Below are 15,438 nucleotides of genomic sequence, written 5' to 3'. Positions count from 1 at the left end.
AGCATGGTGGTACTCTCGGTCCGGGGCCTCACCAAGCGCTTTGGTGAGGTTGTGGCCAACGACCACATTGACCTCGATATCGAAGAGGGGGAAATCCACGGGCTTTTGGGAGAAAACGGGGCAGGAAAGTCCGTTCTTTCAAGCTGCATTTACGGGCTGTACCGCCCCGATGAAGGGCGCATCTTCCTCCGGGGACATGAAGTCCACATTGCAAGCCCTTTCGATGCCATTCGCCTTGGCATCGGCATGGTCCACCAACACCTGACGCTTGTCCCACACCTTCGGGTGTGGGAGAACATCGTCCTGGGGCGGGAACCCCGCCGGGGTCTCCGGGTAGACCGGGTTCGAGCCTTCGCCGAGGTTGAACGGTTGCTTGAAGAGACGGGCTTTCGCCTGGACCTTGCGAAGAACGCCGGGGAGTTGCCGATTGGGGTGCAGCAGCGAGTGGAAATCCTCAAGGTGCTTTTCCGGGGAGCTGAAATCCTCATTCTCGATGAGCCCACAGCGGTTTTGACTCCCCAGGAGGTTGACCAGCTCATCGAAACCCTCCATCGCCTGAAGGCCCAGGGGAAGACGATTCTTTTCATCTCCCACAAGCTCCGGGAAATCTTCGCCCTCTGCGACCGGGTGACGGTCCTGCGCCGGGGGAAGAAAGTGGGCACGCTTCCGGTTTCTTCGGCCACTCCCCAGATGCTTGCGGAGATGATGGTGGGACGGAAGGTCTTTTTTGAGTTTCCACGGGAGCGCCTTGCGAAGGAAGAGGTGCTCTTTGAGCTTTCCCATGTGTTCACCGATCCCCCTGGAGTACCCCTTCAGGACGTTTCCCTCAAGGTCCACGCAGGAGAAATCCTCGGAATTGCCGGAGTTGAGGGGAACGGTCAGTCAGAACTCGCCGAGGTGGTGGTAGGTTTGCGAAAGCCCAAAAAGGGCAAGGTGATTTTCCGGGGAAAGGACGTCACGTTGGTTCCTCCAAAGGGACGCATCCTCCAGGGAATGGCCCACATTCCTGAGGACCGCCACCGCCGGGGGGTTATTCTGGACTTTTCTGTCAAGGAGAACCTGCTCCTTGGGTTTGAAACGGAGCCTCCTTTCCGGAAAGGGCGGATGACCCTGGATTTTGCCCGCATTCGGGATTTTGCCCGCCAGAAGATTCAGGAGTTCGGCATCGTTACCCCGGGTGAGGACACGCCGCTACGTGTTTTGAGCGGTGGCAACCAGCAGAAGGTCGTGGTCGCCCGGGAACTGGCTTTCCATCCCCTCTTCGTCCTGGCCTGTCAGCCCACCCGGGGGCTGGATGTTGCCGCCACCGAGTACCTCCGCCACATCCTCCTTGGGGTAAAGCGCGAGGGGAAGGGGGTATTGCTCATTTCCGCCGACCTTGACGAAGTGCGGGCGCTCAGCGACAGGGTCCTTGTGATGTACGAGGGGCGTATCGCTGGTGAACTCTCTCCAGAAAGCGACGAGTACCAGTTTGGGCTCCTCATGGGAGGGAAGGTGCTCCATGAGGCTTAGATTGACCGTCCCTGTGGAGCTTTTCGCCATTGGCCTTGCCTTCCTTCTGGGGATGCTGGTGCTTCTCCTCACCGGATACCCTCCGTTTTCGGCGCTCTGGGCCCTTTTCCGGGGAGCTTTCGGGACGCGAAACGCCATCGGGCAGACCCTCACCCAAGCTACGCCCATTCTCTTCACTTCTCTAGCCTTTCTCCTTGCCTTCCGTTCGGGGATTTTCAACATCGGCATTGAAGGGCAGTTCCTCATCGGGGCTTTCACCGCCGCCCTCTTTGGGATTTCCTTTCGGGGTCTGCCCTTTCCCCTGCACGCGGTTCTCGCCCTCTTTTCTGGGGGTCTTGGAGGTGCGGTGTACGCCCTCTTTCCGGCGCTCCTTAAGGTGTACCTTGGGGCTCACGAGGTCATCACCACCATGATGCTGAGCTATGTGGCGCTCTACCTCACGAGTTACTTTGTGAATTACCCCCTCAAGGCTCCAGGGTGGGTGGCGCAGACTGAACCTGTTGCCCCCTCGGCACGACTTCCACGGATTCTCCCTCCAACGCAACTTTCCCTTGCCTTTCCCATTGCCCTGGGGCTGGCGTTTCTCGTTCTGTGGTTCCTCGAGCGAACCGTTCCTGGCTTCAGCATCCGGGCGGTGGGTGCAAACCCTGAGGCTTCGGAGAACCGGGGGATTTCCGTGCGGAAGTACCAGATTCTCGCCTTTGTCCTGAGCGGATTCATCGCCGGTGTTGGGGGAGGGGGAGAGATCCTCGGGGTCCATGGGCGGTTTGTGGATGGGTTTTCCCCGGGGTACGGATGGGATGGGATTGCGGTGAGCCTTGTGGGGCGGCTCCATCCCCTGGGATGTATCTTTGCCTCGCTCCTTTTTGGGATGCTCCGGGCAGGGGGAATGAGCATGACCCGGGTGACCAAAGTCCCCCTTGACCTTTCGCTCATTATCCAGGCCCTCGTCATCCTTCTTGTGGCAGCGCCCGTTCTCATCGAGCGGCTCCTTGCACGCTGCAGGAAACCCCAGAAGAGCGAGGTGTAGTGCATGAGCCTCTCGCAAATCATCAACCTGAGTCTCTTTCAGGCTCAGCTCCGGATGGCAACGCCCATCCTCTTTGCGGCTTTGGGGGGACTCCTCTGTGAGCGGGTGGGGGTGGTGAATATCGGTCTTGAGGGCATCATGCTCACCTCGGCGTTCTTTGGAGTGCTCGTGACCTCCTTCACCTCTTCCCCCTTTTTGGGATTCCTGGGGGGCCTGGCTTCGGGATTCCTCTGGGGGCTTGTCATTGCCGTTCTGACCGTGCGCTTTTTCGGGAACCAGATTGTGGTGGGAACAGGGGTCAACGTTTTTGGTCTTGGGCTCAGCGCCTTCCTTTCCCAGAAAATCTGGGGTTCCCGGGGGGCTTCGGAAGCCGTTTCGGGATTCGCCCCTCTTCGCAGTGACCTTCTTGCCCGTCTCCCCTATCTTGGGCCGGTCCTCAACGAGCACACCTTCTTGGTGTACCTCGCCATAGTCCTTGTCTTCATCCTCCACTTTTTCCTCTTTGCCACCCCCTGGGGTCTGCGCCTTCGGGCAGTGGGCGAAAATCCCCAGGCAGCGGACACCGCAGGGATTAACGTTTTCCGCTACAAGACCCTTGGGGTTGTGGCCGGGTCTTTAGTGGCAAGTCTCGGGGGCGTGTTCCTCTCCCTGGGACATCTCAATTTCTTCGCCTGGGGAATGACGAGCGGTCGGGGATTCATCGGCCTTGCGGCGATGATTTTCGGGAAGTGGACTCCTCTGGGGTGTCTTTTGAGTAGCCTCCTCTTTGGGTTTGCCGACGCCCTGCAGATGCGCCTGCAGGCTCTGGGTGTCCTTCCTTCCCAGATTATCCTCCTCATCCCCTACCTTGTGACCATTCTCGTCCTTTCGGGCTTTGTGGGGAGGGCAGTGCCTCCGGCTCGGTATGAGCCATACCGGAAAGAATAGCCACTCGTACCTTGCCGTCTTTCGAGAAGCTCTCAAAAAGGAGCGGGAAGCACAGATTGCAGTCATGCGGCAGGAAATCCGCGCCCTCTCTCCCAGGGAGCGGGAACGGAAAGGGCGGGCGCTCCTTGGCCTTTCGGGAAAATACGTGGGGCGGGAGGTTGGGGGGTTCCACCTTGTCCGTTTCGGGCGGGAGAAGGAGTTTGGGGAAACCGAGATTCGGGTTGGCGATGTGGTCCTCGTGAGCCACGGGAGGGAGCCTCTGCGGAGCGGCATCGAGGGGACGGTGACGGAAATCACTTCCCGTTCCATCACCGTGGCTTTCCCGGATTTCCCTCCCCCGTGGGTCGGGCGGCGGAATCTCCGGATTGACCTCTACGTCAACGACGTTGCTTTCCGGAGAATGGAGGAAGCGCTGACCCGCTTTGCCGAGGTAACCCCGGAAGTGTACCCGCTCAAAAGGGTCCTCCTTGGAGAAGATGACGGGGTTTCAGGTGCACCACTGAATGAGGTGACCTTTGCCGACCGAGACCTCAATCCCTCCCAGCAGGAGGCGGTCCGGAAAGCCCTTGCAGAACCCTTGCTCTTCCTCGTCCATGGCCCTCCGGGGACAGGGAAAACCCGAACCATCCTGGAGTACATCCTCCAGGAGGTGCGACAAGGCAGAAAGGTCCTGGCCACGGCCGACTCCAACACGGCCTGCGACAATCTCCTCCTTGGGCTTGTGGAGCGGGGGGTCAGAGTGGTGCGGGTTGGCCATCCCGCGAGGGTGGAGCGGACGCTCCTCAACCACACCCTGTTCGCCCTGGTGGAAAGCCGACCCGCATACCGCAGGGTGGCGGAGCTCTGGGAGAAAGTGCAGGCGCTGAAGAAGGAACGGGACCAGTACCTTCGGCCCTCACCGCAGTGGCGGCGGGGGATGAGCGATGAGGAAATCCGCTCCTGTGCTTCTTCGGGTGTGTCGAAGCGCGGGGTGCCACAGGAGAAGATGCGTTCCATGGCGTTTTGGATTGCGCTGAACGAAAGAATGGGAGAGCTTGCGGAAGAAGCCAGACACCTTGAGCGAACGGCTATTCGGGAGATTCTCGATGAGGCAGAGGTTGTGGTGAGCACCAACATTGGCGCCGGGAGCGAGTTCCTCGAGGGTATATCCTTCGATGTTGTCGTTGTGGATGAAGGGTCCCAGGCCACGGAACCCTCTGCTCTGGTGGCTGTGGTGAAGGGACAGAAGCTCGTCATGAGCGGGGACCACAAGCAACTCCCGCCCACCATTCTCAGCCTTGAGGCGCAGCCGGTTCTCTCACGGACGCTCTTTGAGCGGCTCATAGAAACCTACCCGCAGCGTTCTGCTTTCCTGAACGTCCAGTACCGAATGCACGAGGACATCATGGCCTTTCCCAACGAGAAGTTCTACGGCGGGCGGCTTGTGGCGGCTTTCGATGTCGCCCGAAGGACGCTGCAAGATCTTGGCATCACGATGCGGGAGGGGGTCCGTCACCGGGAGGCGGTGGACCCGGGAAGACCCCTCGTCTTCCTCGATACTGCGCTCTGCGAGAACCGCTTTGAGCGGCAGTTTCCAGGGTCTTTTTCGTTCTGGAATCCCCTTGAGGTTCGCCTGGTGAGGGAAATCGTGGAGGACCTTCTGCTTTTGGGGGTTCCGGAGGAAGCGATTGGGGTGATTACCCCCTACGATGACCAGGTGAACGAGATCGGTAAAGTCCTTTCTCCATCCATCCGGGTGAGCACTGTAGATGGTTTCCAGGGACGGGAGAAAGAGGTCATCATCTTGTCCTTTGTCCGGAGTAACCCCAGAGGGGAAATTGGGTTTCTCGCTGACACCCGGCGGCTCAACGTTGCGCTGACCCGGGCCCATGCCAAACTCATCGCTATCGGTGACGGCAAAACCCTCTGCCATCACGAGCTCTACCGGGATTTCCTTGCCTTCGTGCGCCAGAGAGGCCTGTACCTTCCCCTCACCCTTTGACCGCTCCGGCGGTGAGCCCCTCGACGATGCGCCGCTGAAAGAGCACCACGAAAGCCACAAGGGGTAGCGTGGTGAGGACGGTGGCTGCAGAAATCTGGTCCCAGGGGATTTCGTACTGGGAAGCTCCAGAAAGCATGGCGATGCCCACGGGGACCGTCCGGGATGTGGCGCGGGTCATGAAGGTGAGCGCAAAGAGGAATTCGTTCCAGCAAAAGATGAACACGAGGATTGCCGTAGTGGCCAGGGCAGGGGCCGAAAGGGGCAGGATGATTCGCACAAGAATACCCAGGCGGCTCAGTCCGTCGACCTTTGCTGCGTCCTCCAGTGCTTCAGGAATCTGCCGGAAAAAGCTCGTGAGGACCCAGGTGGCAAAGGGAACATTGAGGGCTGCATAGGGGATGATGAGGGCAAGATAGTTATTCATAAGGCCAAAGGTGCTCACCATCTCATACAGGGGGACGATGAGAACCACCGGTGGGAAGAGGGAAAGGAAAAGAAGGAAGAGCAAAAATCCCCTGCCTCCTCGAAGGCGGAGCCGTGCAAGAGCGTAAGAAGCCAGGGAAGAGGCGAAAAGACACAAAAAGGTTCCCGCACAGGCAATGAAGACGCTGTTGAGAATTTGCCGGGCGAAAGGATGGCGGGAGAAAATCTTCACATAGGCGCTGAGGTCGAGATGGCTTGGGATGTAGCGGACCGGGCGGGAGAAGATTTCGTTTGAGGGTTTGAGAGAAGTCACGACCTGCCAGAGAAAGGGAGCGAGGCTAAAAAAGACCACCACCCCAACGCCAAGAACAAGGCAGATGCTGAGGAACTTTTTTCGTTTCACCCGAGCTCGACCTCCTCTTTTCGAAAAAGGAGGATGATGAAAATAATGATGAGAGTGAGACCAAAGATCACCATGGAAAGGGCTGCTCCATATCCCAGGTTCAGGTAACGGAAAGTGTAGCTATAGAGGTAGACGGAGAGTGTCTCCGTTGTTCCTCCTGGTCCTCCCTGAGTGAGGACCCAGATGAGGTCAAAAACCGCGAAGGCCTGGAGGCTCCGAAAAAGGAGTGCCAGTACCATAACCGGCCGAAGGAGCGGCAGAGTAATGTGGCGAAACCTTCCCCAGACGCCGGCTCCATCAATGCTTGCTGCAGCGTAGAGGTCCTGGGGAATGGACTGGAGTCCAGCGAGGAACATCAGAGCCATGAAAGAGGTGGTCTTCCAGGCGTCAGAAAAAATCGCAGCGTGCATGGCAAGGGGATGCTGCCCAAGCCAGGCAACTGCTTCTTTAAGGATGCCAAGGCGCAGAAGGAGGTCGTTGGCCACTCCGTACACGTCGTGGTAGATCCAGCGCCAGGCCATGGCCATGACAGCAGTGGGTAAAGCCCAGGGAAGGATGACGCTTGCCCGGGCAAAGTTTCTTCCCCGGAAAGAAAGGTTGAGAAGCAGAGCAAAGGCAAGTCCCAGGATGAACTCAACGGCTACGGAGACCACGGTGAAGTACACGGTATTCCCCAGAGCCTGGCGGAAACGAAGGTCAGAGGTAAAGATTTTCCCGTAATGCTTGAGGCCCGCGAAATGCTCGGCCATGCCAGTGGTGATGCTCTTCTCTTGGAACGAAAGGTAGACATTTCGGGCTACAGGGTAGAGAATTACAAGACCGAAGAGGAAGATGGCTGGAAGAAGCAGAAGATACGCAAACTGAGCGTCTGAAAACCCCCGTTTTCGCCGCATGTTTCTCCCTCGTTTCTTGGGGGGCAGGGGTGCCCCTGCCCCCGGGATTTCACTGTCCGAGGAGTTCTCGAATTTCTGCAGCGGCTCGCTTAATGGCCTCTTCAGGCTTTATTGTTCCCGTGATGGCGGCGTGAATGTTCCGCTGGAGAATGTCGGAAATCTGCGCATACTGGGGATGCTGTGGCCGGGTTCGTGCGTTGATCTGCACCCTCCAAAGGTCTGGATAGTGCGGGCTTTCCTTCAGGATATCAGGGTCGGCAAAAAGGGCGTGGCGGGTGGGGATGTATCCATTGTAGAAGTGGAGGGTCTTCTGGGATTCGTAGCTGGTAGCAAACTTGATCCATTCCCAGGCAGCTTCGGGATTTTTGCTGAACCTTGAAATACACCAACCCCAACCACCCTGGGTGGCAGCACTCTGAAAGCCCTTTTTGTGGACCATGGGGGTGATGCCGACTTTGCCGCGAATTGGCGAGTCCTCTTTCTGGGCGAGAGTCCAGACATATGGCCAGTTACGATGGAACACGGCCTGACCGTTGTGGAAGACGTGACGCGATTCCTCTTCCTGGTAGGTGGTCACCCCTGGAGGAGAGATTTTGTAGGTGTGAATGACGTCGTACATGAACTGCAGGGCTTCCACGGCTGCGGTGCCCTGGTCAAGAACCACCTTGCCTTCGGCATCGAGGAGTTCTCCTCCTGCACCCCAGAGGAGTTCCAGGTAGTCACAGATAAGCCCCTCGTACTGATTTCCCTGCCAGACGAATCCCCAGAGGTCTGGCGGATTCTGGAGCTTTTGGGCCTGCTCAACGAGTTCGTCCCAGGTGATGGGGGGTTCAAAGCCAGCCTGTTCTAAAAGGTCTTTCCGATAGTACAGCATTCCGGCATCAGACTGGCTGGGAATGCGGTAGAGTTTTCCCTGGTACATACCTCCGGCGATGTCGCCGGGAAGAAACTGGGCGATTTCATGTGGGGAGAGCCGGTCACCAAGGGGGATAATCCACTGAGCAGCGGCGAATTTGGGAACCCAGATGAGGTCAGCGTAAATCATGTCGTAGGTAGCTTCCCCTGCCATGAGCGAGGTGGCGTACATGTCTTCCCGCACGTTGGTGGCCGAGGGGCCTTCCTGCATCTCGACGTGAATATTAGGGTGGAGTTTCTCAAACTGTTCGATGAGAACTTTCCATCCCCCTCCGAAGTCGGTCTCAAAAAGCCACCGGATGGTGACCTTTTCCTGGGTTGCACCCAGGCTCACAAGCCCGAATACCAGGATCAGCGCAACACCGACGGCAAACCATAGCTTCCGCATGTTCCTCTCCTCCTTCCAAGAGGTTTTTGTTGTGCTCTGAAGAGAAAAGGGAACCCATTCTCTCGAGTACACCACCTCCTCAGTGGAGTTTGAACGCCAGGTACGGGGCAAAAGTGGTGAGGTATTCCTCAAGGAGCTTCCGCGCGACTTCCAGGTCATCGATCATGGGGTCAAGCGCCAGAGCTTCCAGAGCAAGTTTTTTATCTTCTTCAACGATAGCCCGTACCATGAGCTCCGTAATGAGAATTTGCCTGCGGCACAGTTCTGCGATGGGCTCGGGGAGTTTCCCTCCGCCAAGTCCCACCGGTCCCTCGCTTCCCAAAAGTGCCGGGACCTCAACAATGGCCCCTTCAGGGAGATTGGGAATGTAGCCAGCATTTGCGATGTTCACCGCTTCCTCATAGGCATTGAGGTTTCGGAGGATCCCGGCAATGATGAACTCTCCCCGTTCGGTCTCAAGCTCTTCAAAGCGAGAGAGAGGGATTTCACCTCGTACGGCTTGCTCAATCTCCTCCCACATCTTTTCCCGCCCTCGCTTTGCCCACTCGAAATCGTACATCTGGATGTCGTAGCGTTCCCAGGTTTTGCGGTGGACATTGTGGGTGTAGGGGAGGTACTCGCAGAGGTGGCAGTCTCCGGGAACGGGCAAAAGCCCGAAGACTTCAAAGACCTCCATGGTGAGAGGCTCAAAAGAGGGCAGGGTTTTCCGGATTTTGGGGACACGCTCTCGGATTTCCGGGTAGAGGTCTTTCCCTGTTTCCCGCTCTGTCACCGAGAGCATCCAGGTGAAGTGGTTGAGGCCAAAGGCACGGATGAAGAATCGTTCCCGGGCCTTTTTGCTCATGAGCCGGAAAAGAGCAATGGACTGGTCGTTCCAGCGGAAGTTGAAGTCTTTAGGGATTTTGAGCCCGAGTTCTTCGGCAAAGAGTCCGGCAAGGATGAAGTACCCAAACTGAATCTGGTGGCAAATGCCGATGGTTTTGATTTTGGTGTACCGTGCTGCGGCGGTACAGATTTTGGGAACGGGATTCGTGAAGTTGAGAAGCCAGGCGTTCGGGCAGTACTTCTCCATGTCCCGGAGGATGGGCATGATGACGGAGAGGTTTCTCGCCGTATGGGCAAAAGACCCTGGTCCTCCGTTTTCGGCATAGTGGTTGATGCCGTACTTCAGGGCGATTTCCCGGTCAAGCTTCCAGCATGTTTCCCGGTCCACCGCTACCGAAAGGATGACGAAATCTGCTCCGTCTAAGGCTTCCTCACGATTCGTGGAGCTTCGGATTCGGGCCTCTGCGGAGAGATTGGCGTTGAGGTTTTCCGCCAGGGCGTGGATTTTCTCTAAACCCTGGGCGTTGATATCGTGGAGGAAGAGCTCCACCCCCCGGAGATTCGGGTTTTTGAGAATACCCACAATCGTTGGAGGTCCGAATACTGCGCTGCCGGCGCCGATAACCGTGATTTTGGTCTGTGAGTTCAAGGCTTTTCCTCCTTTCTTCTTGGAGCAGTGGAGGCCTTCACCGAGAGGGAGACTTCCTCAATGAAGCAGGGCTCCACGTTGTGCCCCTGGATGAGGCGGATGAGGAGTTCCACCAGCCGTTTCCCGACGGTTTTTTTGGGAAGGTCAACGGAGGTGAGGGGTGGCTGGGTGAAACGGGTCACGTAGGTGTTGTCAAAGCCCACAATGGAGAGTTCTCGAGGGACGTCTATCCCCAGGTCCTGGGCGGCTTTCAGGATCCCCAGGGCTGCGGGGTCGTTATGGGTGAAGACGGCGGTGACGTTGCCCTGTGCTCTCTTCAAGAATTCTCTCCCGAAGCGGTAGGCTTCCTCGAAGGTGAGGCGCATTTCCACCATGAGTTGCGGATTGGGGGCAAGGCCCCACTCGATGAGGGCCTTTACGTACCCTTCGAACCTTTCCCGAAAGAGCGAAAACTTAGCAGGTCCACCAAGGCAGAGAATGTCCCGGTGACCGAGCTCGAGAAGGTGCTTTGTGGCAAGGTATGCCCCGTCTTTGTCGGGGAGGAATACACTCGTTGAGAAGGGGACGTCAAGGCTTCCCCCAAGGAAAACCATGGGGAGCTTTGTGGAGAAGGCTTTTTTGAGGTGAGCAATCCCAAGCCGTGTGGCCACAATGAGACCGTCCACGGATTTCTCCTCAAGGTCCCGCAGGTACAATAGGTCCGAGCCCCGCTCGATGGAGTGGAGGAGGAGAAGATGGTACCCCATGCTCCGGGCCGTGGCCTCGGCGGCGGCAAAAACCTCGGTGAAGAAAGGGTTGAAAATATCATCGATGAGCATGGCGACAAGCTGAGAAGACCGCTTTCGAGTGGGAAGTCGGGGTTCGATTCCCAGGGCTTCCATAGCCTCGAGGACCCGCTTTTTGAGCTCGGTGCTCACCGGGCGGGTACCGTTGAGGACATGGGATACCGTGGTGATGGAAACACCAGCTCTCTGGGCGATTTCCTTCAGGGTGGCCATCTTTTCCCTTCTTTGGCAATTTTTTGATTTTGCGCAAATTTTACAAAAACGGGAGATTCCTGTCAAGGGTCCTTTCGGGGATAGAAATTTTCAGAGAGGCTCAAGGAGGCAGAGGTTCACCAGGATTCCGGCGAGTTCGGCGACTTCTCGAAAGAGGGGTTCGAAGATATCTAAAGCGGCGTTGGTGCAGGTGACTTTGTCGTAGGGGAGAATGGAGAGAAGCTCGTCCCCCGCGTACACCGGATGCCCCTCTTTCCGCCAGTTGTGGATGGCCACTATCTCTTCGGAAACGAGAATTGCCAGGGGGTAGTCGGGAAGGCCGGGTTCCAGATCCTCGATGCCAAAGTCCCCATAGGAAATCTGGTGGTCGCTGAGGGTATTGCTTGAGGGGTTATTCCCCACGACCAGAGTCCGGAGTTTCGTCAGCGCTTCATTGCAAGCGAAAGCGTCGTTTGCTTCGAGACTTCGGATGGTCTCGGCGACGAGTTCTCTGGCTTTTCGCAGGAGGAGATCGATCTGCCGGAGCGTCCGATCGTTTTCGCCCAGGTGCTTGAGAAGGATGACTTTATAGACTTCGCTCACCGAGGTTCCGAGAACGGCAGGGAATTCCGTGGCCCACCGGTACGCATCGTAGAGGGTGGTGAGAAGTTCCATCGCTTCCGAAACCGGTTCGGAGGTGAGAAAGCCGAAAATACTCGCTATGAGGCCTTCCTGATTTTCCAGGTACTGTTCCACCACCGTGGAGAGGGTGTCCTGGATGAGGCTGTCGGGGGAAGGTCCGAAGATGGAGAGGGCGCTCATACCGTATTGCAAGGAAGGTAAAGAGGCGTTCACCACATCGGCTCTGAGTCCTGCAAGGTATTCCCGGATTCTCTTGGCGGAGTAAAAAATGTTACTCTCCTCCGCTTTGCTCACCTCGTTTTTGAAGCCAAAGAGTAGCGAAGCCCGGAGCGCCGCCTGGGGGTAGCTCGACCAGTTGGGAGGGAAGACCCAGATCCATTGCTCGGTTTGCGAGTTTCCGCTGAAAACCTCCACTTTGAAGCGCTGCGGACGGGTGAGGTTTGCGGTTTCGAATTTCACGCCCCATTCGTTCTCGGGAATATAGGGGACCACGCGCTTCTTCCCCGAAGCATTGTGCCAGCCAAGGAGGGTTCCGTTTTCCCGGTACACCGCCATCGCTTTCGTACCGTCGCCGCAGGTAAAGTAGAACTCCGCTATCCCCGAAGGTACGATAAAAACGGTCTCACTCAGTTCCGTGAGGTTATAGGAATTCCGATCCCCTTCCACCACCACCCCGGCAGGATAGGTGGAGGTGAGGGGCTTGAATTCCCCATAGGTTTTGTGGTCGGCTTCGTCAAGCGCCAGCCAGCGATCAATGAGGAAAACCCATTCCCTTTTTGTGGCGGTATCTTTCACCGCAAGGCCCACCACGTACCACCCGGGGCGGCTTCCGGAGTTATCGTGGAGGAGAGCGATATGGTCGAGATTTTCGATTTTCCGCCCCTCAAGAAAGAAGCGGTCCTTTCCCCCCCGTTCGAAGGGATTGAAGGGTGAGGTGAGCTCCATCACCCCGGAGCCATAGACCACCCCTTGGCGTTCTTGCTTTTCATAGAGCGCCAAAAACACCCGGGCATCGGTTCCCGCACCCTCGGTATCTCCGGTGAGCACCTCCACTTCGTAGGAAACCCTCGCTTGCCGCACAAACGCCGGGGGGATGGTGACGTGGCGCCCGCCGATATCTCTTGTGGCATCCACAGCCACTTCTCTTTCGATGCGGCTTGTGGTTTTTCGGTCGTCCTGGACCTCAAGGGTTACCGGGATGATACCGGAAGCAGTAAAGGAATGGGCAAACCTTCGAGCGTGGGTATCGGGAAAGCGGGAAGTCTTCGACCACCACCAGTACTCGGTGATCACCCCATCGGTGTCGCTTGAGGAAGTAGCATCGAAAACGGTGGATCGAAAGTGGGACATCTCGTCATCTACAAGCGTAAAATCGGCCTGGGGAGGCTGGTTTTCCGGAAGCCGCAGCTCATAGTACGGTGGGTTATAGCGGAAACCCTCCTGGTCTTTGGGGGTGTTTGCGGGGAAAGAGATTTCGATCACGCCTTCTGTGCGAAGCTTGGGGGCCAGGACATTTTCAAACCGGGGTTCCACTTTTCCTTCTCTCAAAATGGAACCCACCTCCACCCGGAAACTTCGCGGGGGAGTTTCCCAGATAAGCCGCAGTTTTAGGGGTTTTCCGGGAACACCCGGGGCGATGTTCCCCACAAGGAGCCTCTCGCCTTCAGCCCTCATGGTGAGTTCCGGGGTGATATCCCGTCCTTCCTGGTCCTCAATCCGCAGGTACTGCGCAACCATAGAGGCAGGAAGCCATTTCCCCCCTGCGGGGTCGTAGATTCCCAGCCGGAAAGCGTAGCGGGGTGGAATGGGAAGGAGTTTCCCGAAGGGCGCTTCGGCGACTCCACGGGAAGAGGAAACCCGCAGTATCCCGCGTGTGGGGAGTTCGTAGCCGCGAAAGCGGGGGGAAACGTCGGGGTTCTCTGCGGTAATCCGGACGGTGAAGGAGAGTTTTCCGGAAAGTCGCTCACCAGGTGCGATCCTTTCGGGGAAGGGATCACCGTGAGAGAAAGCGAGGTTGTGCATTTCGGTAAGCGCAAAGGAAAGGTCGGAAATATCGGCGAAAGAGCTGTTACGCAGGGTCCACAAGACCACGAGATACTCCCCTTCATACCACTCGGTGACCTCCAGCGTAAGGGGATTGGGGAAGGGGACCACCTCCATGGGGAAGGTGCGTTGCGCCGGTCCCAGGGAAGCGAAAAGGGCGACGTTTTTGGGACTTTTTTCGGGGAGAGTCGGGGTGTGCCACTCGTAGGTGGCTTTCTCTCTCTTCTGCACCGGTCCTTCGCCGGCGGTTACCCGAAGGGCTGCCTCAAGCCCTGGAGGGGTGCGGAAACGGAGTTCGGTGGGGAGATCTTCGAAAACCTGGTACAAATGCTCTCCGTGGGGGGATACCGAGACGAGCTCCAAAGGAAGCGGCCAGCTCTCTCCGGTGACATCGAAGGACACAAGAGACGGTTTCTCTATTCCTCCCTCTTTTCCGAAGCGGTTAGAAAGGAAGGTGAAAACCTTCCCGGCGTGGGTGATAACGCTTGAGGAGCGCGAGAGATCCGGTTCAAAGCCCTCAGGAAAAGCGTAAACCCCGGTAATTTCTCCTTCAGGGAGTTGATAGCGCAGGAAAAGTTCTTTGCGGAAAAGGAGGAGTTCCCGCCCCTCCACAAAGTGCGGCCAGAAGGGGCTGGGAAGATTGGGCTCAAGCGTAGTCTTGCGGAGGAGCTCCCCCTGGGAAGAGAAAATCTGAAGGGTGATGGTATCCGGCGTTTCCTCTACTAAAACCGCCACCGAGGTATCGGCGAGAAAGGCCCCGAAAATTTTATTGGCCGAATGGGGCCGGAACTCCCCCAGGAGGGTATGGTTCCCCCGGTAATCCACCACGCAAACCACAAACGGCGTTTTTTCTCCGGGGTCGCTTTCTTTGGCTATAGCAAGGAGCATCTTCTCCCCCAAGCGGTCGAAAACCACAAGGGGCGGGTTTGGAACTGCCCCCGGAGCGACAATCCCCAGCAAGGCGAGGGGAATTTTCCAGAGGGTCTGCGCTTGGGTATCGAGGAGTTCGAGGAAACCCCCGGTGTCCCTTTCCTCCCGATGCAAAACGGGAAGAGGGGCATCGGGAAAGGCGTACTGTGGGAAAGTCCCCTCCCCGGGACGGTAGAAGGTGTACGAACCCCGACCGAGGGAAGGGCAGGGGGAAACCTTTCTATCCGGTGCCGAAAACGCCACGTAGCCGGCGAAGTTGTGGCTTTTATCCTGCGTGGGAACGAAGATACGGTTTCCAATCGCGAAAACCGGGTGCGCGGAGTGTGCTCTTTGCGCAAAAAGGCACTCTCCGGTTGCAGGATGAAAGACCTTGATGGTCCCCCGGTCGTTGGTAACGAGAAACCCACCTTCCGTCACAAGGACAAGACGCCCCGGAAAAGACCGCTCTTGGGCATTGGAAGGAGAGACGACAAAGACCCGAGAGGCGCCGCCGACGCAAAAGAAGACACGTCCATTTCTCACCGCGTGCACGATGCATTTGTCGGGGTACTCCTCTTCAAAGACGACCTTCCCGGTTGCCAAATCCACGACCACAAGCACCTGTTGCCGCACTGAAAAAGCCAGGAGATTCCCCTCCCACAAAGGACCACTTGTGGGGTAGAGGGAAACCTCGGCCACCACTCTGGTGGCCGAGGTTTCCCGGAGCGGTTCCCACCGGTAGAGGATTTCAAAGGGCAAAGGGGAAACTTCTTCGGCACAGGCGGAGAGGAAAGGGAAAGAAAGCCAGAAAAGCACCAGGAATATTCGCAGGAACGCCCTGAAGCAGGAGCTCCAGAGAGACCGGGAGCAAAGGAAAAAGGAAATCGTCTTCCCCTCCTTGAGACGTATTGATACTATTGT

The 15,438-nt window shown here is 57.3% G+C and carries 10 protein-coding genes; 4 read left to right on the top strand and 6 right to left on the bottom strand.

Features of this window, described 5'->3' with window-relative positions; genetic code table 11:
- Positions 1–3: 3 nt before the first annotated feature.
- Genes ACP6EK_RS00650 through ACP6EK_RS00635 form a run of 4 tightly spaced genes read left to right on the top strand, consistent with a single transcriptional unit; the run spans position 4 to position 5,450 of the window.
- On the top strand, positions 4–1,512 hold the full coding sequence (locus tag ACP6EK_RS00650) for an ABC transporter ATP-binding protein (protein WP_438316451.1): 1,509 nt from the start codon (positions 4–6) through the stop codon (positions 1,510–1,512).
- Positions 1,502–2,542: an ABC transporter permease gene (locus tag ACP6EK_RS00645; protein ID WP_438316448.1), complete on the top strand. Its 1,041-nt coding sequence runs from the start codon at positions 1,502–1,504 to the stop codon at positions 2,540–2,542. Before ACP6EK_RS00650 ends, ACP6EK_RS00645 begins: the two co-directional genes overlap by 11 nt.
- 3 nt (positions 2,543–2,545) lie before the next feature.
- Entirely contained in the window at positions 2,546–3,469 is a 924-nt protein-coding gene (locus tag ACP6EK_RS00640) for an ABC transporter permease (protein ID WP_438316445.1), read from the top strand.
- Positions 3,447–5,450 (top strand): IGHMBP2 family helicase, encoded by a 2,004-nt coding sequence (locus tag ACP6EK_RS00635; RefSeq protein WP_438316442.1) that lies wholly within the window; start codon positions 3,447–3,449, stop codon positions 5,448–5,450. The genes ACP6EK_RS00640 and ACP6EK_RS00635 overlap by 23 nt, the downstream gene beginning before the upstream one ends.
- On the opposite strand, the gene ACP6EK_RS00630 is transcribed toward ACP6EK_RS00635, so the two are convergent.
- The 6 genes from ACP6EK_RS00630 to ACP6EK_RS00605 form a co-directional block, all read right to left on the bottom strand.
- Positions 5,440–6,276, bottom strand: a complete 837-nt coding sequence (locus ACP6EK_RS00630) for a carbohydrate ABC transporter permease (protein WP_438316439.1) — start codon at positions 6,274–6,276, stop codon at positions 5,440–5,442. The two genes, ACP6EK_RS00635 and ACP6EK_RS00630, sit on opposite strands and share 11 nt — an antisense overlap.
- A complete protein-coding gene (locus ACP6EK_RS00625; RefSeq protein ID WP_438316436.1) occupies positions 6,273–7,169 on the bottom strand; it encodes a carbohydrate ABC transporter permease in 897 nt (298 codons plus the stop codon). The genes ACP6EK_RS00630 and ACP6EK_RS00625 overlap by 4 nt, the downstream gene beginning before the upstream one ends.
- A gap of 49 nt (positions 7,170–7,218) precedes the next feature.
- Positions 7,219–8,472 carry an ABC transporter substrate-binding protein gene (locus ACP6EK_RS00620; RefSeq protein WP_438316433.1) on the bottom strand — a complete coding sequence of 418 codons (1,254 nt, stop codon included), beginning with the start codon at positions 8,470–8,472 and terminating at the stop codon, positions 7,219–7,221.
- 79 nt (positions 8,473–8,551) lie between these two features.
- Positions 8,552–9,946: a hypothetical protein gene (locus ACP6EK_RS00615; protein WP_438316430.1), complete on the bottom strand. Its 1,395-nt coding sequence runs from the start codon at positions 9,944–9,946 to the stop codon at positions 8,552–8,554.
- On the bottom strand, positions 9,943–10,944 hold the full coding sequence (locus ACP6EK_RS00610; protein ID WP_438316428.1) for a LacI family DNA-binding transcriptional regulator: 1,002 nt from the start codon (positions 10,942–10,944) through the stop codon (positions 9,943–9,945). The genes ACP6EK_RS00615 and ACP6EK_RS00610 overlap by 4 nt, the downstream gene beginning before the upstream one ends.
- A gap of 90 nt (positions 10,945–11,034) precedes the next feature.
- The gene (locus ACP6EK_RS00605; protein WP_438316425.1) at positions 11,035–15,276 is read right to left on the bottom strand and encodes a PLAT/LH2 domain-containing protein; all 4,242 of its coding nucleotides are present in this window, start codon (positions 15,274–15,276) and stop codon (positions 11,035–11,037) included.
- Positions 15,277–15,438 lie beyond the last annotated feature (162 nt).

The sequence above is a fragment of the Candidatus Caldatribacterium sp. SIUC1 genome (genome assembly GCF_051549785.1).
GTDB lineage: Bacteria > Atribacterota > Atribacteria > Atribacterales > Caldatribacteriaceae > Caldatribacterium.
The sequence above is the reverse complement of the archived record's forward strand: the minus strand, read 5'-3'. Positions and strand labels throughout refer to the sequence as shown.

Excerpts from the sequence above, each read along its gene's own strand:
- ACP6EK_RS00650 (WP_438316451.1), top strand. The coding sequence starts at position 4 with ATGGTGGTACTCTCGGTCCGGGGCCTCACCAAGCGCTTTGGTGAGGTT.
- ACP6EK_RS00620 (WP_438316433.1), bottom strand. The coding sequence starts at position 8,472 with ATGCGGAAGCTATGGTTTGCCGTCGGTGTTGCGCTGATCCTGGTATTC.
- ACP6EK_RS00625 (WP_438316436.1), bottom strand. The coding sequence starts at position 7,169 with ATGCGGCGAAAACGGGGGTTTTCAGACGCTCAGTTTGCGTATCTTCTG.
- ACP6EK_RS00635 (WP_438316442.1), top strand. The coding sequence starts at position 3,447 with ATGAGCCATACCGGAAAGAATAGCCACTCGTACCTTGCCGTCTTTCGA.
- ACP6EK_RS00640 (WP_438316445.1), top strand. The coding sequence starts at position 2,546 with ATGAGCCTCTCGCAAATCATCAACCTGAGTCTCTTTCAGGCTCAGCTC.
- ACP6EK_RS00645 (WP_438316448.1), top strand. The coding sequence starts at position 1,502 with ATGAGGCTTAGATTGACCGTCCCTGTGGAGCTTTTCGCCATTGGCCTT.
- ACP6EK_RS00610 (WP_438316428.1), bottom strand. The coding sequence starts at position 10,944 with ATGGCCACCCTGAAGGAAATCGCCCAGAGAGCTGGTGTTTCCATCACC.